This window comes from Cohnella sp. (genome assembly GCF_041640265.1).
Lineage (GTDB): Bacteria > Bacillota > Bacilli > Paenibacillales > Paenibacillaceae > Cohnella.
The window spans coordinates 15607-35176 of record NZ_JBEQAP010000057.1 but is presented as its reverse complement, the minus strand read 5'-3'; the positions used below and the strand labels follow the sequence as shown (position 1 = coordinate 35176).

The 19570-nt window shown below is 46.4% G+C and carries 17 protein-coding genes and 2 pseudogenes; 12 read left to right on the top strand and 7 right to left on the bottom strand.

Annotated features, from left to right (window positions below):
* A pseudogene (locus ACESLK_RS26055) lies at positions 1–646 on the bottom strand (RNA-guided endonuclease InsQ/TnpB family protein); the annotation flags it as partial.
* Positions 647–778: 132 nt separating this feature from the next.
* Here ACESLK_RS26055 and ACESLK_RS26050 point away from each other — a divergent pair.
* Together ACESLK_RS26050 and ACESLK_RS26045 are read left to right on the top strand one after the other, a co-directional pair.
* Complete coding sequence (locus ACESLK_RS26050; protein WP_373232721.1) at positions 779–1003, top strand: GNAT family N-acetyltransferase; 225 nt, start codon at positions 779–781, stop codon at positions 1001–1003.
* A 66-nt stretch (positions 1004–1069) separates the two neighbouring features.
* A complete protein-coding gene (locus ACESLK_RS26045) occupies positions 1070–1723 on the top strand; it encodes a histidine phosphatase family protein (protein ID WP_373232720.1) in 654 nt (217 codons plus the stop codon).
* A 119-nt stretch (positions 1724–1842) separates the two neighbouring features.
* On the opposite strand, the gene cls is transcribed toward ACESLK_RS26045, so the two are convergent.
* The gene (gene cls / locus ACESLK_RS26040) at positions 1843–3258 is read right to left on the bottom strand and encodes a cardiolipin synthase (protein ID WP_373232719.1); all 1416 of its coding nucleotides are present in this window, start codon (positions 3256–3258) and stop codon (positions 1843–1845) included.
* Between the two features lie 178 nt (positions 3259–3436).
* Between cls and ACESLK_RS26035 the strand changes: the two genes are divergently transcribed.
* The 6 genes from ACESLK_RS26035 (at position 3437) to ACESLK_RS26010 (ending at position 9925) form a co-directional block, all read left to right on the top strand.
* Complete coding sequence (locus ACESLK_RS26035) at positions 3437–6892, top strand: BadF/BadG/BcrA/BcrD ATPase family protein (protein WP_373232718.1); 3456 nt, start codon at positions 3437–3439, stop codon at positions 6890–6892.
* 35 nt (positions 6893–6927) lie between these two features.
* Positions 6928–8517 carry a 2-hydroxyglutaryl-CoA dehydratase gene (locus ACESLK_RS26030; RefSeq protein ID WP_373232717.1) on the top strand — a complete coding sequence of 530 codons (1590 nt, stop codon included), beginning with the start codon at positions 6928–6930 and terminating at the stop codon, positions 8515–8517.
* 12 nt (positions 8518–8529) lie between these two features.
* Positions 8530–8667: a hypothetical protein gene (locus tag ACESLK_RS26025; RefSeq protein ID WP_373232716.1), complete on the top strand. Its 138-nt coding sequence runs from the start codon at positions 8530–8532 to the stop codon at positions 8665–8667.
* Between the two features lie 114 nt (positions 8668–8781).
* Positions 8782–9009 (top strand): hypothetical protein, encoded by a 228-nt coding sequence (locus ACESLK_RS26020; protein ID WP_373232715.1) that lies wholly within the window; start codon positions 8782–8784, stop codon positions 9007–9009.
* A 30-nt stretch (positions 9010–9039) separates the two neighbouring features.
* Positions 9040–9687, top strand: coding sequence for a DUF2238 domain-containing protein (locus tag ACESLK_RS26015; protein WP_373232714.1), 648 nt, complete (start codon positions 9040–9042; stop codon positions 9685–9687).
* Between the two features lie 52 nt (positions 9688–9739).
* Complete coding sequence (locus ACESLK_RS26010; protein ID WP_373232713.1) at positions 9740–9925, top strand: hypothetical protein; 186 nt, start codon at positions 9740–9742, stop codon at positions 9923–9925.
* A gap of 76 nt (positions 9926–10001) precedes the next feature.
* Here the strand turns inward: ACESLK_RS26010 and ACESLK_RS26005 are convergent, their stop codons facing one another.
* Genes ACESLK_RS26005 through ACESLK_RS25990 form a run of 4 tightly spaced genes read right to left on the bottom strand, consistent with a single transcriptional unit; the run spans position 10002 to position 14029 of the window.
* The gene (locus ACESLK_RS26005) at positions 10002–11108 is read right to left on the bottom strand and encodes a GerAB/ArcD/ProY family transporter (RefSeq protein ID WP_373232712.1); all 1107 of its coding nucleotides are present in this window, start codon (positions 11106–11108) and stop codon (positions 10002–10004) included.
* A 24-nt stretch (positions 11109–11132) separates the two neighbouring features.
* A complete protein-coding gene (locus ACESLK_RS26000; protein ID WP_373232711.1) occupies positions 11133–11375 on the bottom strand; it encodes a hypothetical protein in 243 nt (80 codons plus the stop codon).
* A gap of 14 nt (positions 11376–11389) precedes the next feature.
* Positions 11390–12559 carry a Ger(x)C family spore germination protein gene (locus ACESLK_RS25995; protein WP_373232710.1) on the bottom strand — a complete coding sequence of 390 codons (1170 nt, stop codon included), beginning with the start codon at positions 12557–12559 and terminating at the stop codon, positions 11390–11392.
* Between the two features lie 30 nt (positions 12560–12589).
* Positions 12590–14029 carry a spore germination protein gene (locus ACESLK_RS25990; protein WP_373232723.1) on the bottom strand — a complete coding sequence of 480 codons (1440 nt, stop codon included), beginning with the start codon at positions 14027–14029 and terminating at the stop codon, positions 12590–12592.
* Between the two features lie 316 nt (positions 14030–14345).
* On the opposite strand from ACESLK_RS25990, the gene ACESLK_RS25985 reads away from it, so the two are divergent.
* Entirely contained in the window at positions 14346–15236 is an 891-nt protein-coding gene (locus ACESLK_RS25985) for an SDR family oxidoreductase (protein ID WP_373232709.1), read from the top strand.
* Between the two features lie 5 nt (positions 15237–15241).
* On the opposite strand, the gene ACESLK_RS25980 is transcribed toward ACESLK_RS25985, so the two are convergent.
* Positions 15242–16909 carry a GMC oxidoreductase gene (locus ACESLK_RS25980; protein ID WP_373232708.1) on the bottom strand — a complete coding sequence of 556 codons (1668 nt, stop codon included), beginning with the start codon at positions 16907–16909 and terminating at the stop codon, positions 15242–15244.
* Positions 16910–16977: 68 nt separating this feature from the next.
* Between ACESLK_RS25980 and ACESLK_RS25975 the strand changes: the two are divergent.
* From ACESLK_RS25975 to ACESLK_RS25965, 3 genes and pseudogenes are all read left to right on the top strand, one after another.
* A pseudogene (locus ACESLK_RS25975) lies at positions 16978–17724 on the top strand (ThuA domain-containing protein); the annotation flags it as partial.
* On the top strand, positions 17719–18819 hold the full coding sequence (locus ACESLK_RS25970; protein ID WP_373232722.1) for an aldose epimerase family protein: 1101 nt from the start codon (positions 17719–17721) through the stop codon (positions 18817–18819). The pseudogene ACESLK_RS25975 and the gene ACESLK_RS25970, both read left to right, overlap by 6 nt.
* A gap of 20 nt (positions 18820–18839) precedes the next feature.
* Positions 18840–19544, top strand: coding sequence for a ThuA domain-containing protein (locus ACESLK_RS25965; RefSeq protein WP_373232707.1), 705 nt, complete (start codon positions 18840–18842; stop codon positions 19542–19544).
* The last annotated feature ends 26 nt before the right edge of the window (positions 19545–19570 follow it).

Genomic DNA, 19570 nt, shown 5'->3' with positions numbered 1-19570 from the left:
CGGTGTATCCGAGCTTCCCGATGTTTAATCGAAAGCTCGTTTTCGGAAGCTTCAGGTACTTCCCTTCTTTGATTTCGCAGTCCTGATTCGTGAACACGACTTCTTTGTCTTTCGCTCGGCTGTAAGACGGCATACGAGGCCTTCCTCTGTATTTCTCGGGATGTCGCCTGTAATCCTTGATGCTGGCAAAGAACGATTTCCAGTTTTGAAAAGCATGTTTCATCACCCATTGACTGCTTTGCGTTGGAAGGGCTCGATAATCGGCCTGCTTCATAACCTTGAATAAGCAGTCCAAGAAGTTGTAATCTACCATGGGTCTAACCTCTGAAGGCAGCTCGAAGTTGTTACAGCGAATCTCTCGACGTTCCGAAGCAGGTTTAAGCTGCTGCCTAGCGATATTCGACCGATAGGCCTCAAGTTGGCGTTCATTCATCTCTTCGATATATTGATGCAGGGTGTTCATCACTTCTTGTTGCAACGGTTGCAGGGGCTTATCTTGTCGGAATGAAGTATAAACCTGCCGAATGTAAAAGTTAGTGGTATTGTACAAGTGTTTGGCATCTAAACACATCTGCTCGAAGTATGGAAATAAGCGGTGACCATCCTTGATCCAAATCTGAAAAGTTTTGTAGGTGGCATCTGCCATGATTCACCTCCTCCGACCACTACGCACATACGTTCGCTAATCTAGTTTTATTTTACCATAATATGTGCGATAAAGAGAGGTCTTTGAAGATATTTCACGGAAGTCGCCGATTCACCACCCTCTTAGCTCCTTGTGTCGCTTGAAGAGGGCGTCCTCTCGGCGGATATAATAGATTTTGGAATAAAGGAAATGGATCTTGTAAGAATTGAAGCACGATGCCATCCAAATAACATTGGATCAGCAAAGGTAATGGAGAAATCAGGGATGACTTTTGAAGGAATATTGCGCAAACATTTATTTGTCAAGGATCAGCATCAGGACGTAAAGATGTATTCAATATTTAAAGACAATGTGTAAGCTTTCAATTTTTGTAAATGATAAGCATGTTTGAACAAATGATTGCGAAAGGAATTAATCACAAACATGCTTACTAAAAAATCGTTACTTCTATCCCTCTTTATCGTCACTTTGCTGCAATTGTCAGGGTATGATACCGGAGCTGCCGAGATACGTGAAGAAAGGGATTCTTCGATAGTTAAAGCGATCCGGAGCGGCGGATATATTCTTTACATAAGACACGGCGAGGCGACAATAGGACAAGACCGGCCAGATGTGAACTTAAACGACTGCGGGACCCAGAGAAATTTGAGTGAGGACGGGAAAAAGCAGGCCCAAGCGATCGGTCAGATTGTTAGTAAATTAAAGATCCCGATTCAATATCCCGTATTGGCAAGTCCTTATTGTCGTACACGGGAAACCGCTGTAATCGCTTTTGGCAACCAGAACGTCAAGATGATCCCCTTCTTGGCTGATATTGAAAATTTAAGAAAAGACGATGTTCCAACCGAAGAAAAACAAAACATTGTTGAAAATTTAACAAAAATGCTGGAAATAGCTCCTCCTCGCGGTTCAAATCGAATCATGGTCGGCCACATGTTTCCTGCAGGTGCAGCGCTTGGCGAGATTCCGAATATAGGAACAGTCGTTATAAAACCAAGGGGTCGGGGGAACGGTTATGAAATCGTACGAAAAATAAGTTTAGAAGAGTTCATGAAATGGTCAAGTGAACAAGAGTAAAGGTGTAATTGATAATATCGATCATTATATATGGCAGATTGAATATGGGAATCGGCAGGATATTCTGCCGGTTTATTCGTTTGATAACACATAACGGATATTTACTTAAAACTTAACTCTTAAAATAAATGGGAAAGCAGACGTGAGAAAACTTCTTTCAATTTCTGAATTTTCGGCCCTTTATCTAATTCCGTGAACAAAATTTCCTCGCTTTCGCAAAGATCCCGGTTAAATTCTTCAATCATTCGGTTAACGGACTTCCCGTCAAAAAAGACAGCATTAAGCTCGAATTGACCGGTAAAGCTGCGCATATCCATATTTGCGCTGCCGGAGCATGCCACGTCATCGCTTATGATTACCTTGGAATGGATAAACCCTTTTTTATAGCGATAAAACCGAATTCCTGCTTGCAGCAATTCTCGAACGTAGGACAAAGATGCGAAGTAAACAAGCTTTGAATCAGGAACTGCAGGAATAATGACACGAACATCGACTCCTCGAATAGCAGCCGTCTTTAAAGCCAAAAAAACGGCGGGATCGGGTATGAAATAAGGTGTCTCCATATAGATCAACCTCTTCGCAGAAACGATGAGAGTGAAAATCAGCTCGAGGATTGTTTCATCCGGCCCGCTTTTCACGATTTGTACGAATTCGTTTCCTTGGTTTTCCTGGACAGGATAATATACGGCATCGGTCAGTAACTGCCGTTTCACAAGGTACCAATCGGTTGAAAAAGTATATTGAATCCACAGTACTGCATCGCCTTTAATCCTGAAATGAGTATCCCGCCAATATCCGATTTCCGTTTTATTTCCCAAGTATTCATCCCCGACATTTAAGCCTCCGATAAAACCGACTTCTCCATCCACAACCACTATTTTCCGATGATTACGAAAATTGATCTGCTTGTTGATGAATGAGGATAGCAGTGGAGCAAAGCAGCCGGTCTCCACACCCGCATTCTGCAGCTGCTTCATATAGGTTTTCCCTAAGCGGTAGCAACCGATCCCGTCATATAAAAGTCGTACTTTCACCCCTTCCTGCGCTTTTCGGATTAATAATTGTTGAAACTCTTTCCCAAGAACATCGTCACGGATAATGTAAAATTCGATATGGATATGATGCTTCGCTAAGGAGATGGATTCAAACATCGCTTCAAATGCTTGTTTTCCATCAATATATATCGTTGTTTCATTAGCGGTGGTAATGGGGAGTGTATTTCCGTTTTTAAGTATTGCCTGCAAATTGTCATCATGGTAAACGGATTGCTCGACCAGATCTATCGGCAGTTTCCGTTTGCATTGATCCGCAAGTAGTTCCCTTAAATGCTCCAACTTCGAGTTGTCTTTTCGGAGAGTGGGATTGAAACAGGAATATTCTTTTGCGACAAAATAGTAAAACAGAAAACCGATAAACGGAAAGATGTATAGGATGACAAGCCAAGCAACTGTTTTTTGCGGACGACAATATTCATTGATTATAACAACGGCAATTTGGCTGATTAAAAGGAATAGGGCCAAAATAATCCAAAGCAATGATATCGTCTCTCCCTCCATGGCCAAAGAGTGCTATCGAAAGAATATTGGCACCAATTTTAACTTGTCCTAAGAAGGTTCAAATTCGACATGGAAAATTTCGGCGGTTGCTGCGTAATAAAAGTCACACTTCCGGTATATCCTATGTCGGTGTATGAATTGGAAAAGGGGTTATGTAATGGCAGATAATTTAATCATCGGTATGGACGTGGGATCAACGACCGTCAAAGCCACAGTAGTCGATCCGGAAAGTAAACAGATCCTATGGTCGGATTATCAACGCCACCACACGAAACAGGCAGAAAAGGTTCTGGAGCTGCTGGTTGCAATTGGAAATGAATTTCCAGATACTAAACAAGAAAATATCCGTGTCTTTACGACGGGCTCCGGCAGCGGTCCCATTGCCACGCACATTGGAGCAAAGTTTGTTCAAGAGGTCAATGCCGTTACCATGGCGGTGGAGCACCTTCACCCCGATGTCGGGAGTGTGATCGAATTAGGGGGACAGGACGCGAAGATCATCATATTTAAGGAGAATGAGGAAACGGGGAATAAGCAAGCGCTGACCTCAATGAATGACAAGTGCGCATCGGGTACGGGCGCAACGATTGACAAGTGCATGATCAAAGTGGGAATGCCCATGGAAGAAGTGGGGAAGCTGCACTTTGATGACAGCAAGCTGCACCATGTTGCCGCCAAATGCGGCGTGTTTGCGGAAACGGATATCGTCAATCTGGTGAAAAGCGGCATACCGTCACCTGAAATCATGTGTTCTCTCGCGGATGCTATCGTCATGCAGAACCTTTCTGTTCTCACCCGCGGGAACACATTGCGCCACCGTGTTTTACTGCTGGGAGGGCCGAATACATACTTGCCTTTCCTACAAGAATGCTGGCGAAAGCGAATACCCCAGACTTGGCAGGATCGGGGATACGATTATCCCAAAGATTTGCCTCTCGATGAATTGATCTTTGTGCCTGATAATTCGCAGTACTATGCGGCTTTCGGTGCTGTGTTGTACGGCATGTATGAACCGGCTGGCGTTGGAAACTATTCGGGTCTGGAAGGGCTTAAAGAATTTATTGCTCATGGCCGGCAAGCCAAGCTAGGTGAGAAAGCGGGCCCGCCTCTGGCCGCTGACGTAACTGAACTGGAAGAATTTCGCACGAGTTATCGGATTCCTCGCTTTACACCGGCCACTCTTATTCCGGAGCAGAAGGTGAGAGCCGTGATCGGACTCGACGGTGGTTCCACATCGTCCAAAGCCGTTCTGGTCGATGACGAAGGAAACATTCTTCTTAAGGAATACCAGCTTTCCAAAGGGAATCCGCTCGAAGATACGAAGGAAATGTTGAAGCGGATCCGGGACAGGGTTAGAGAGCAGGGAGCCGAGCTTGAGATCATCGGTTTTGGCGCAACGGGATATGCCGCGGATGTATTGGAAAAAACGTTAAAGGCAGATGTCAATATTGTAGAGACTGTCGCGCATATGATGAGCGCCGTCCATGAATTTGGCGATATCGACGTCATCTGTGATATCGGCGGTCAGGATATTAAGGTCCTATTCCTGAAAAACAGGGATATCCGCAACTTTAAACTGTCCAATCAATGTTCCGCCGGGAATGGGATGCTGCTGCAGGCGATGGCGGATCAGTTCGGTATTCCAGTTCAGGAATATGCGGATACGGCTTTCGGCGCAGGTTTAAGTCCCAAATTTTCCTATGGTTGTGCCGTATTTCTGGATGCGGATCGGGTAAATTTCCAAAAGGAAGGTTATTCTAAAGAGGAATTGTTGGCCGGCTTGGCCATGGTACTGCCGAAAAATATATGGCAGTATGTGGTGCAGATTCCGCGGATGGCTGAACTGGGGCGAAAGTTTGTGCTGCAGGGAGGAACCCAATATAATCTGGCTGCGGTCAAGGCCCAGGTCGACTATATCAAACAGCGGGTTCCCGATGCCGAAGTGTATGTTCATCCGCATCCGGGAGAAGCGGGAGCGATCGGAGCCGCCATGGAAACGTTGCGGGTGGTGAAGCGACGGGGGTATTCTACCTTCTTAGGAATGGATTCCGCCATTGAACTTCGTTATATGTCACGCAACGACGAATCCACGCGCTGCAATTTCTGCCCCAACAACTGCAGCCGTACCTTTATCGATTCCGAGACGCCGGATGGAAATACCGCCCGATATATTTCCGGTTTCTCCTGTGAGAAGGGAACAGTGGAAGACAATGAAGCAGTCGTTAAATTGACCAAAGTACGTCAGGATCTGAAGAAACACTATCCTAATCTGGTTGAATATGAGGCGCGCCGTATGTTCCAACACTTCTACGATTCTAACCCGCTGCCCGAATTGGATGCGCAGGTGGATGACGTACGGTTGAAACGCGGTTGGTTTGGGCTTGGCGGAATGGGAAAAGGCCAACAACAGCGTCAATTTGGGCGCTCTTCCGCAGAGGCCGCGGAACGGCGAAACAAGATCCGCATCGGGATTCCCCGTGTGCTGAATATTTGGTCTACAGCACCGTTCTGGCGGACATATTTCGAGGCTCTGGGCATCAATCAGCGCAACATTGTATTCAGCGACAATACGAGTGAGGAGATGTGGCAGGAAGGCGGCAAATACGGATCCATCGATCCTTGTTACCCTTCGAAAGTGGCGCAAGCTCATGTTCACAACCTGTTGTTTAAGCATCATGAAAAAACTCCGTTAGAGTATCTCTTTTTCCCATGCATCACCCATATCCCGACGCATATGCACAACGTGATGGATTCCGCCAGCTGTCCGATTGTGGCGGGGGCCCCGAACGTGATCAAGGCCGCCTTCACAAAAGAAGTGAACTTCTTTGAGACAAAAGGGATTGTCTATCTGGATCCGGCCGTCACATTCACCGAACCGAATATGATGAAAAAGCAATTGTATGAGGCGTTCGCGGATCACCTCCAGATTACAGAGGATGAAAGTGACTTTGCTGTAGACCAGGGTTGGAAGGCGATGGAACTTTTTGACAATGAAATGCAGGAGAAGGGCCGCGTCATCCTGGAGCAGGTGGAACAGGAAAACCGTCTTGCCATTCTGATGATCGGGCGGCCCTATCATTCCGATCCCGGTATGAATCACGGTGTGCTGGAGGAATTTCAGGTGCTCGGCTATCCGATTCTGTCCATGCGCTCCATCCCCAAAGATGAGAGTTGGCTGCGCCGCTTTTTCAACGATGACTTGCAAAGCGGACGGGTAGAATACGCGCTTGAGGTCACCGATGTATGGCCGGAAAATTTCAGTTCCAATAGTGTGCAAAAGGTATGGGCCGCCAAATTCGCCGCGCGTCATCCCCATGTAGCGGTATTGGATCTGTCCAGTTTCAAATGCGGACATGATGCACCCACTTACGGGTTGATCGATTCGATTATTTCGACTGCAGGAACTCCATTTTCGGCATTGCACGACATTGACGCCAACAAGCCAAGCGGATCGATCAAGATCCGGGTTAAGACCTATGCGCATAGTCTGGGACTTCACGAAGAGAGGTTACAGGATTTGGCCCGCAAAAAAGCGGAATTACAGCAGCTTTTGGAACAAAAACGCGCTGAACTGTTGAGCAATCAGCCAAACGAGCAAGCCGGGGTTATATAGAAAAACCTAAAACCAATGAAGGAGTGACACTAATTATGGCTGTTGTAAAAGACAAGGAGAAGCTCGAGGATCAGTTGTCCCTGGAGGACAAACTGCTGTTGTTTCAGAAGGAACAGGAAAAAGCGTTAGGCTTAGATCAGGCAAATAAGAATCATTGGTTTGATCCCGTTCCCCGCCAATTTTTGAACAAAGATAGATCCAGCACGACCCTTCTCTTCGGGGGATTGACAATGGCCCATGATTATTTGGTAGAGGGAGCGCTGCAAGGGTTAGGTTATCGTGTGAACCATCTGGACTGCCCGGATAATGAATCATTGCGTTATGGGAAAGAGTTTGGCAACCGGGGACAATGCAACCCGACGTATTTCACAGTTGGAAATTTGATTAAACATTTGCATCACCTTCGCGATGTGGAAGGAAAATCCAAAGAGGAGATCATCCGCAACTACCTGTTCATTACGAGCGGTTCTTGCGGACCGTGCCGCTTCGGCACCTATGTCACGGAGTACCGGAAGGCTCTGCGCGATGCGGGATTTGACGGTTTTCGGGTTCTGCTGTTTGAGCAAACGGATGGTTTGAAACAGGCAACCGGCGGGGAATCGGCCCTCAAATTGGACACATCCTTTTTCCTCAGCTTCATTAAAGCTGTTCTTTTGGGGGATATTTTGAACGCGCTGGCTTACCGCATCCGGCCCTATGAAGCGGTCGTCGGGTCAACGGACGCCGCCTTGGATCGTTGCAAGAAGTATTTGTACGATGCCTTAAGCGAGCGGAAGCGGCTAAGACCGGCGCTGATCCGTTGCCGTAAGGAACTTCAAGCTGTTCAGGTAGACCGCACCATGGTCAAACCTAAAGTAAGCATCATCGGCGAATTCTGGGCGATGACCACTGAGGGTGACGGCAACTATCAACTGCAGCGCTTTCTGGAAAGTGAAGGAGCGGAAGTAGAGGTACAGTCGGTTACCGCTTGGACACTCTTTCTCATATGGGCAGCGCGTTACGATACCCTGAGGCGAATAAGTCTGCGCGAAGCCGATTCCGGCAAGTTCGGCTTAAAAGGGAAAAATCCACATTCGCGATTGCGTATGCTCTGGCTCGCCGACCGTATACTTCGAGCCATGTTCCAACGGTATGCTAAGGCCATGGGACTGTATCACTATCACCTGCCCGATATGGAAGAGATCGCCAGTGTTGCCCATGAACATTACAACAATCATTTACGCGGCGGCGAGGGCCATATGGAAGTAGGGAAGCTGATTCTCAATGTGGTCAAGCGCAAAGTAAACATGACGATTTCCGTCAAGCCATTCGGATGTATGCCTTCTTCCGGCGTATCCGACGGGGTTCAGTCCTTGATCACCGAAAAATATCCCGATGCGATCTTTCTCCCGATTGAAACGACGGGTGATGGGGCGATCAACGTACAAAGCAGGGTTCAGATGATGCTGTTCAAGGCCAAACAGGCTGCGCAGAAGGAGTTCGAAGAAGCCTTAACGAAAAAAGGTTGGACGGCCCCGCAGCTTCAGACAATAGCTAGTCGTTCAAAAAGAACAAATTCGTTGCATACAAGCCGTCACGTTGTTGCTTGTACAGCGGCTAATATGATCTATGGCATGCGAGTATAGGAGGTTAACCAAATGACAGATAACAAAGAGCTGGAAATAAATCAACCCGATCTTCCTGAAATCGAACAGCAAAATATCCCTGAATTTGAACAATCAACTGAGCACCCGCAAGGGGATAATACCCGCGTGCAGTCACAAGAAATACGTTAAAAAATACCGATTCAAAAATCCGATGATCCTAACCTCAGGAATCATCGGATTTTTTTGTGTTCAGCAAATAAAAACCGCTTACCGGGGGAAAAGTAACAGAAGGAGGTGTTACAAATGGCCGAAAAGGAAGTGGGGCAAGAACGAACTGATGCCTCAGCATTGTGGATGGCGTGGATTGGAATCGCGGCAGGGATTATGGCTTTTTTCTTCGCTCCGCTATTCTTTGGTTCTGTTGCAGTAGTTCTTGGGTTAATTACAATCTTCAGTAAAGCGAATAATCTGGGCTGGTGGGCCGTCATATTAGGTGTAGTCGGCGCGGTTGCGAATTGGTGGTTTTATTAGAAAGCTCTCCAGTAAGGAAATGGGGTTTTCATGTCAGAGAGAAAAAAGAATCAACGGTTAAATGACGCCATTGAAATCAGCCTGTACGTTATTTGCTGCTTCTGCATTGTCTATTACACGATTCGGGGAGTGTACGCCAAAAGCATTCAGGCACTCCTGATCATTATGGTTTTGCTTCTTATTCGAGTGGTAGTCAAATGGACGAAAAGCGAGTGGTTTCCCGCTCTTCGTTTTTCTGTTTTGTTTTTTATTACGGTTGCGATGCTCTTCGCTAACTTATTCGGTTTCTATGGCGTCATACCGTATTTGGACAAAATGGAGCATGTGCTCTCCGGCGTCATTCTTTGTTTCGTCGGACTTTTGGTGCTTAGAAAAATGATTCAGAATCAAGAGGTGAGCCAGTTCTCTTCTCGCATCGGGGTATGGTTCGCTTTGTTCTTTTCCATAGCTATGGCAGGTTGCTGGGAAATATTCGAGTTCACCACCGATCGGTTGTTCGGGCTCTTATCACAGAATGGCAGCTTGTCCGATACGATGGTTGATATCATCTGCGGAACCGTGGGCGCCGCAGGAACCGCACTCTATTTGGCTTACAAAGCGAAGAGACATCCGCTGTCCATTCTATCCGGAAATGAAGATCAGGTTGCAAAAAAAGTGAGATCTGTTGATCCGAAATAGGATCCAAGACATAATAAGCAGCGGGTAAACCATCTTACAGGAGGCTTGAAAAATGGCAGAAAAACGTAATGAAAACATGGTGGCGGAAAGAACGGCCGATGCAGTGAGGAATACTAATGAAACAGCAGCGGACGCAGTCGAAAACGTTGTGGATGCCACAAGAGAAGTAACCAAAACTGCCGTGAATCGAACCGTAGAAGCGGCACAAAATTTAGTCGATCCGTTTACGAAACAATGATAATGAGGATTCCCAATAAAATGTACTGTTAGAATCGTTGAAAACCATGCGAATTCGAGGAGCATGGTTTTCTTTTTTATCGCGGAGTATTTTTCCTCACGGCTGCTGCCATTAAAACAATGAGCAAAGGCAACAAGTACGCAAAAGTGCCCCATAACGGATGGACAACCGATACGGAAGCAACCCAATGGGCTTGTCCTTTTTCAATTAGCATCATTGCAAAGAGAAAACAGATAAGCGCAAGCGGATAAACCAGAATACGGTCATCCTGAAGGTTGAACAATTTCGTAAACGTTAAATTGAGGATAAACAAGGTAATGGTCGCCTTCATGAAAGACGCCATAATCAAGGAGATGCCGACGAGGGACTCAATCCTTTGTATGACTTCCAGAAGGTCGACGGTTCGTGCCACCTCAAACATCGAATACAGCCGTTCTCCTGCCATAGGTCCAAACACCATAATCGTGCTCAGCGTCACTGCGATTAAAAAAAATCCGTTTACAAATAAGGCCGCATACATGCCTTTTGATAAATTCTGATTGCTTTGTTTTTCCCTGCGCACGTAGGGGAGAAGCATGGCCATAAGCACAATCTCAACATAGGGGAAGCCATATGAGAAATAGGCGCCTAGAATAACCGGTTTGATGCCGTCCGGCATAATGGGCAGCAGATGCTCGACCTTATAATTCGTGATGGACAATACGAGTATAATGATAATGGATAGAATAACGCTGATTATAGGAATAATGAACATTCGGGACATCGTTTCAATCCCTGAACGAACGGTAAGGGCGATAACATAAAATAAGAACAATAAAAATAGATAAATCGGGGTTTGCCGCATCATGGAGGTGGTCATGAATAAACCGATATCCAAAACAATACCGGAAGCCATATGGAATTGAAAGGAAATAAAAGGGATGGCGAGAAGGAACGTAATCCAATTCCCGACCATAGCCTTGCTGTATTCGATGAAAGTCAAGCCGGGAAATTTCCGGTACAAGTAGAGTAAGCAGACTAGCAGGACCATACCGATTGACATGGAAAGCAAGAGGGAAATCCATGCTCCGTTTTTGGCAAAGCCGATTAACGGTCCGGGGATGTTTACGATCGAAGAACCCGTCATGAAACTGAAAAATAGGACTGACATTTGCCCGGAACTGATTTGCTCTCGTGCTTTCATCTGGCGCACCCCCTTATTGCAGAATTAGGATGGAACCTTCAATAATTTAACGATGCGTTCGGCAGGTTTGCTTAAGAAGAAATTAGCGGCTTCTTCAATAAAAGGCCATTTCAGGTCCATTACATAATCGATGCCAAGGTAAACCGAGAGCAGCAACAGGGCCGTATAAGCAGTGATCTCGCGGCCGCCCAGCTGTTTCAACTTCGATACGTCTGCCTTCCAAATGGCCGTGTAAATAACAAGCAGCAATAGGATCTTTCCCATCATATTTCTGGTCACCTCTATTTTTTAAGAGCAGGCTTGGGGATGACTGTGCCGCTGTTGATAATTCTGACCTTAACGTCGATATCGAATGGGGTACGGGCAAAGCGGTTATCCCAGTCCTTTTTCCACTGTTTCCACAAATGCGGATTTTCCTTATATACTTTGTTGCCTAATTCAAGGGCATCGAATTTTTTATGTTTTAACCAATCGGTCATTCCCTCAAGGCGCTCTTTAATCGTCTCTTCAACGTTTTTGGTAAACTTTTTTTCATCCTCTACCGTCATGATCTTGGAGCAGGTCAGTTCAACTAAAGCCACCTCCATCTTGATGCTTATTCGAGCTTTCAGTGAATTCTCTGATAGGATTGAAGGCTTCATTTTACTTTGGAAATTAAGCACCTCTACAGATTCAAACTTTGGAGATTTAGGGGACGATTTTGGGCAAGGGATATCATGCATTCCGCTTTTATACTCACCCTTCAACATTTGTAAGTCTTCCGCTTGTCGAGGATCCATTCGGCCCACAAGCTTTCCTTTTTTAATCATGGCTGCTCCTGCTACATTCGTGACTGTAGGCGGATCATCGGTGAAATAAACATAGGGGACAAGGGCGTTGCCGACTTCGCTTTTCAATTGCAGCCCCAACTGAAGCAGGTTGGCGAATATTGTTTTTCCGCTATTTGACGCAGTTGATTTTCCGCTCTGAGCTAATTGTTGGCTTGTCGTGTTTTCAATGAGCGGTTTAATCTTTAAATACTGAGCCGCTTTTCCTTTTCCGATCATGACAGGAACCGTAAGCCGGGGCTCGTGATCCCGATAAAAAATATCCAGAAGATCAAGTATCTTTCGTTCACGGGCGAGCTTCTCCCCGATAATAATAATGCGGATGTGGCTCCACTGTGTTTTACGGCCGAGATTGATGGGAATATCGCGTATGGCTCTGGAAACCGTGTTATTCTCAGTCGTAATATTCATGTAAGTCGTTTCAGGTGGTTTAGCGCCTGTCATGACCCCCTGGGTTGGCCTGTATACTTGCGTATTGAGCGCAATTTTACCACCTTTGACTAGATCCAATGCAACTCCCATGACAAACCCTTTCTCTGGAAGCTCCGCTCGATCCCAGCAACCCGTTAATACAAAGAGAGCCGATAAGCTTATGCATAACCAAATCCGCCTGTTTATAATCATTTGTTTTATTCTCTCCCGATTTAAGCAATGTTATCTTATTTTCGAAGGCTTCTTCATATGGCGACTTCGCGGTGATCGCATTAATATTCCGAGCGGTGCGCGAACGAATACATCCTTCAGCTGCCGCGGTATAAATGGTCCCAATGGGCTTAAATAGGGCTGGCCTAAAGAACGTAAATTGGACAAATGCAGCCAGATGAGCAGGAAGGCGATCATAATACCGAATATGCCCATAAAACCTGCGAATATCATAAGAGGGAACCGTAAAATACGCAGCGCAATGGCAAAGTTATACTGGGGTATGGCAAAGGATGCAATTCCGGTTAAAGAGACGATGATTACCATGATCGGCGATGCGATGCCGGCAGTGATTGCCGCTTCTCCGATAACAAGAGCTCCGACAATGCTCACCGCGGATCCGACCGGACGAGGAAGCCGGATTCCCGCCTCCCTCAGCAACTCAAAGAAGAATTCCATAATGATTGCCTCAATGACGGCAGGAAATGGAATACCTTCTCGAGAGTTGATGACTGCCAGCAAGAGAACGGTAGGAATTAACTCCGGATGATAAGTGGAGAAAGCAATATATATGCTTGGCAGTGATATAGCAATGATTAAGGAGACCAGTCTTATAACACGGATTAGGCTCGACAAAACGGTTCTTTGATAGTAATCCTCGCTCGATTGGAGCAGTTCTACCAATAGACCGGGACAGATTAAGAGCGAACCGGTTCCTTCTACCATCACAACGATTTTTCCATCCAGTAAAGACGCAACTGCGACATCTGTTCTTTCCGTGTAACGGTATTGGGGAAACGGAGAGTATACGGAATCTTCTATGAGTTCTTCGATGTATGAGGTTTCCAATATCTCCTCGTTCTTAAGCTTGGATAATCTTCTTTGAAATTCGGCTAGCATTTCGGTATTAACGGTTCCTTCCAAATAGCCGTAAGCGACTTTTGTTCTCGTTTCTCCTTTCGTATCCAGCGTCTCGATTTTAAAATTTGGCGATTTTAGACGCTCCCGCAGCATTCCTATATTTTTCTTCATATTTTCAACGGTGCTCTCACGGGGTCCTTTGACGACCGGTTCGGTAGTCGATTCCGTAACTTGTCTTGTCTCAAGGCCCATAGCTTCGTAACTAAGTGCTTTGTTCCATGTGTCGAAGAAAATGACGATATGTCCTTGAAGAGCTTTGTCGATAGCATCATCGATATCTTCGATTAGTATGGCGGAACGAGCAGAGGCCCCGTTATTACTGAAAAAGGAGTTTACATCCTCGGGGGTAACCATCGTGCCCGGACCAATTTCGTGCGTGACTAAGTCTTGAAGTGAATCCTTAAAGTAGTTGTGTTCTTTTTTTTGAACGAGTGCTTCGGTGTATACGGAGAATGCAGAATATTTCAAATGGGGACCGTACTGCCAAGGAATGATAACAAAGTCGCTGCAGCGATCAAAAGTCTCCTTCATCCGTTGCAGGTTGTCCGATAATCGGGGAGATATTTTTGATTCACCCGATTTGGGCTCACTCTTTGAAAAGGCATTTTTCGCATTGGAAAGAAGATCGATTGCCTCCTTATTGCCAGCGATCCTTCCGCGATAATTGCGCTTGATAAGCCATTTGATAAAGTTCATCTCACTCACCTTTCCCCGGTGATGGTATTATTACCAAAATTACGAAAGTAATTCTCGGGGAAAGATTCTGCTGTCAAGGATTGGTGGGCAATCACCTAATTGTATTCTGGGGAATAACCTGTAAAAACCGATTCCGATGGAGGAGTTAACTATGTATCCGTACCTCGGTACTGTAACGAAATGTGAAGAAATACCTCTTGCGTTCCCGCCGCAGTACCAGCCTCAACAGCCCGGAATTCAATCCATTATGATACCGCAACCGATTTCCGAAAATCCTAATCATATAGGTACCGGAAAACTGCTTAACAAAGTGGCGATTATAACCGGAGGGGACAGCGGCATCGGACGCGCCATTGCCTATCTGTTTGCCAAGGAGGGCGCAGACATCGTTGTCGTATATCTAAATGAACATGGGGACGCGGAAGAGACGAAAACAAGAATCGGGCAATTGGGCCGCAGATGCTTGACGATTGCCGGGGACATCGGTTATGAAGCCTTCTGCCGACAAGCTGTCGAACAAACCTTGTCCGAATTTGGACGTATCGATAGCTTGATCAATAATGCAGCCGAGCAGCATGTGCAGGACAGTATTGAACAGATTAGCGCCGAACAGCTGGAACGAACGTTCCGAACTAATTTTTTCTCGTACGTATATTTTGCCAAAGCGGTCGTTCCACATATGAGACCGGGAAGTACAATCATCAATACGAGCTCCGTAACGGTTAATGCGGGCTTTCAACAATTGATCGATTATGCGTCGACCAAGGGAGCGGTCAATTCCTTTACCCGCTCGTTGGCATTATCGCTTATCGATAGAGGGATACGCGTAAACACCGTTTCGCCCGGGAGAACGTGGACCCCTTTGATTCCCGCTACGATTCCTCCGGAAATCTATACTGTTTTCGGGCGCGAGAACCCGATCAAACGTGCGGCACAACCTGTAGAGCTGGCACCGATATATTTATATTTGACTTCCGATGATTCCACCTACGTGGTCGGGCAGAACATGAATGTCAACGGGGGAGAGTTCTTTGGCTCTTGATTCGTTTATTTAAGTTGTTTCACCAAGTAGTCTGCCATGCGAATCGCCAGAGCAACAGTTGACAATGTCGGATTGGATGCACCGATCGAAGGCAGGACGCTATTATCTGCGATATAAAGGCCGGCTACCCCATGAATTTGACCGTACCGGTTCGTTGCCGAAGTAAGCGGATCATCGCCCATTCGGCAAGTTCCGTAATCGTGGTTATCCGCCCCTGGAGGCATTAGGCAAATGGCGAGCGAACCGTCAATCGTGGCTAGCTGTAATTGCATCGCTGAAGAAGCCCGCAGAATACCGGCATACATTTGAAGAAGAATCGCTTCATCCTTATCGCTGTACGAGAAATTGACTTGTAATTCCGGCATACCATATGCATCCAATCTGCTTGGATCTAAATAGACTCTATTCTCGTAACGTGACTCCACCTTGCCGGATGCACCGTAAAAGCTGATTCCCCATTCATTTTTGACCGGTTTCTTATCGTAATGATAGTTAAAATATTGTTCCGGCCCTTGAAGCTGCAAGCGATAGGGGCGATCCACAAGCTCCGGGACTACGATACCGAGAGCCCCTAATGGTTCGGAGAAACCTTCGGTGTTAAGGCTTGCTGTGGCGATCAAGTATGAATGATTACTAAGATAATGGCCTATCGCTTTTCCTGGAATCTTCGAGTTAAGCAAAATGCGCGGGGTCTGTAATGCGCTTGCCGATAAAATGACGGTCTTCGCCTTGATAAGGTAAGATTGCTTATCTGGGGTCATCACCCGAACGCCAACCGCTTTTCCTCCATCCGTAATAACTTCCGCAGCATAGGCGTTAACGGCTAAATCAAAGGGGCGAATGCTGAGCGCTCTTGCCAAGAAAAGAATGGAACTGAAAAAGGTATTAGAATGAAGTCTTCCGTAACGAGTCTGGTCAAGATCGGCGGCAATCGGAATATCGTCCGCATTAAGATATCCATTTTCCCGGAGCCGTTTCAGAAGGATTTGCGTAATGGACGAATCTTTCGTATACGTATTGGTAACGTGCATAACTTCTTCGGCGATATTGTAATAAAGCTCCATTTCCCGGATCGGAACCGGCCAGCTGGCGAGTTCAAAGTCAGGGATGCGGGGGGAGATCGCTCCCCATATAAGGGTTCTACCGCCTACAGCATAGATCAGCTTTAACCCGGAGTATTCCGGGAGTCTGTTCCCGACTAAATCGGTTATTTGCGGCGGCGCATACAGCCTGAAGGTGTCCCCATTTATGGTTGCTACATTCGCGATATGGGTGGGTAAGAAGAGGGGCCCTCTTTCCACGATGCCGATTTTCTTCCCGTTGTTTCCCCACTGTTCGCATAATCGCCATAATGCTGCTCCTCCCCCGGCACCCGAGCCGACAATAAGTACATCGTATTCGGTCTCAGCCATCTGTTCAACGGGAGTAAGAGGAATCCAATTCGGGATAAATTCGGACTCTGGTACGGGAGGGCAAAAAGGGGCGACGACCCGATACCCCGCTGACCGTATGGGTTCGGTAGGAATGTTGACGTGTTGACCTGCAATGATAACATAAGCGCTGGAAATGTGAGGATTTAGGGACATCAATTGTTCCAAATTGATCTGAAATTTATGTGAAATCGTGAAAAGCGTGTCCATTTGATCGGCAACATAGATTTTCAAAATTTTCACTTCCTTTTTATTTTTAAAAATATATGCATCTTCTACCCATGATCATGACGTAAAGGAGACATTAGATAATGGAAGCAAGGATTGGAAACGGGTCAAGCTATGAGAGGAAACCGATAAATGTGACGGTTTGGAATGAATTTATACATGAGAGAACGGAACCGCAAGTAGCCGCCATTTATCCAAAGGGAATGCATGAGGCAATTGCCGCAGGAATCGGACCGTGCGGATTTCGAATCCATATCGCAACAATGGAACAGCCGGAGCACGGGTTATCGCAAGAGGTGCTTAACCATACGGACGTATTAATCTGGTGGGGGCATTTAGCTCATGAGCAGGTGGACAATGTTGTCGTTGATAGAATATATGCAAGGGTGCTGCAAGGGATGGGGCTTATCGTCCTGCACTCCGGTCATCGATCGAAAATATTCCGGAAATTGATGGGGACAACCTGCGATCTGAAATGGAGATCGGATGCCGAGAGGGAAAGAATATGGATTGTCGATCCTTCCCATCCGATTACCGAAGGACTTGGCGAATATTTCGAGGTGGAGCCGGAGGAAATGTACGGAGAGTTTTTCGATATCCCCGCTCCAGATGAACTTGTCTTTATCAGTTGGTTTCAAGGCGGGGAAGTGTTCCGCAGCGGGTGCGCTTATAAACGCGGACTCGGCAAAATCTTTTATTTTCGGCCTGGAGACCAAGTGTATCCTACCTATTACAATAAACAGGTTTTGCTGGTTATCGCGAACGCTGTTCGCTGGGCCGCAACCCCCCATGGAGCGCAGCCAACTTACGGAAATACGGCGCCTCTGGAGATATTCACACCTGTTAATGTATGCCCTATTACTAAGCAATATTTCGGCCAAACTCCCGAGGGGCAATCCGTGTACCTCTATACCTTAACTAACAAACGCGGCATGCAATCCTCAATTATGACCTACGGCGGAATTATGATAACCCTCAAAGTACCGGATCGAAGCGGATACCTTGAAGATGTCGTACTAGGTTATCCTACGCTTGCGGAATACTTGAAAACCGGCAATAAGCCCTACTTAGGCGCTATCCTTGGACGGTATGCGAATCGTATTGCGAATGGCAGGTTCACGCTTGACGGCGTAACCTACCAACTGTCTATTAACGAAGGTCACAACACATTGCACGGAGGCATTCGGGGATTTGACAAGAGGGTGTGGGAAGCGGAGGAGTTGTGCCGGGAGGATGCTGTCGGGCTCATTCTAAGCTACTGCAGCAAAGACGGCGAAGAGGGGTTTCCCGGTAATGTTGCGGTTAAAGTGGCGTACACCCTTACGAACGACAACGAGCTCAGAATCGATTATGCAGCCACGACGGATAAGAAGACGGTATTGAATCTTTCCCAGCATAACTACTACAATCTGGCTGGTGCGGGGAACGGGGATATTCTTGGTCATATATTAATGATTAACGCAGATTACTTTACTCCGATCAAGCCGGACCTCATTCCAACGGGGCATATTCAAAGTGTCGAAGGTACACCGCTTGATTTCCGTAAACCTACGTCCATCGGAGCGCGCATCCATTCGGGTGATCTGCAAATGCGATATGCAGGGAACGGGTATGATTTCAACTATGTGCTGAATCGGACCGGACATCCCATGGCGCTAGCCGCCTGTGTGCATGAACAGAAATCGGGACGGGTGATGGAGGTTTATACAACCCAACCCGGTATTCAATTGTACACGGGGAATAAGCTAGATGGCAGCTTAATTGGTAAGGAAGGCAAAGTCTATCCGCAATATGGGGGACTCAGCTTGGAAACTCAGCACTTTCCGGATTCCCCGAATCAACCTCATTTTCCTAGTACGGAATTGAATCCAGGTCAGATTTACAGGCAGTCTGCCATTTATAAGTTTTCCGTGTTACCTAAATAATCGGAGGGAAGGGTATATCGATGTTCAATATAAACATAAGATCACAACCATCCCAGACGGGTTTCCGCAAATATAAGAATGCATTAATTTTACAAGGGGGATATCCGCCGCATAGACCGAAAGAGGTTGCAGAGATTCTCGCAAGATTATTGCGGCAGCAGGGAAACTTTAAGGTGGAAATTTCGAATACATTGGATAGTTTGCTTGACCGTGAAAAATTAAGGCAGACGGATTTGATTATTCCCAATTGGACCGCAGGAACGATTACGGAAGAGCAGCTGCGATCCTTTCTTGACGCTGTTAGCAATGGAACCGGAGTAGCTGGGATGCATGGAGGTATGGGAGACGCGTTCCGCTGTGAAATAGATTACCAACTCATGGTAGGCGGACAATTTGTCGCTCATCCTGGAGGGGCGGGAATAACCTATGAGGTTCACATTACGCATCGGGATCATCCTATAATGGCAGGAATTCGGGATTTCATGGTTACTACCGAACAATACTACATGCTTGTTGACCCGGCCAACGAAGTGCTTGCAACCACTTATTTCAATAGAGTGCATCCCCCGGAAGTTTGGAGAGAAGTCGTTATGCCTGTAGTATGGACAAAAAAATACGGAAAGGGACGGATTTTTTATTGTTCTTTAGGACACTCTTTGGACATTGTCACAATGCCTGAAGTTCTGACAATGATGAAACGGGGAATGGTTTGGGCTGCCCGATGATTTCATCGTTATTCTCGCCAAGACTG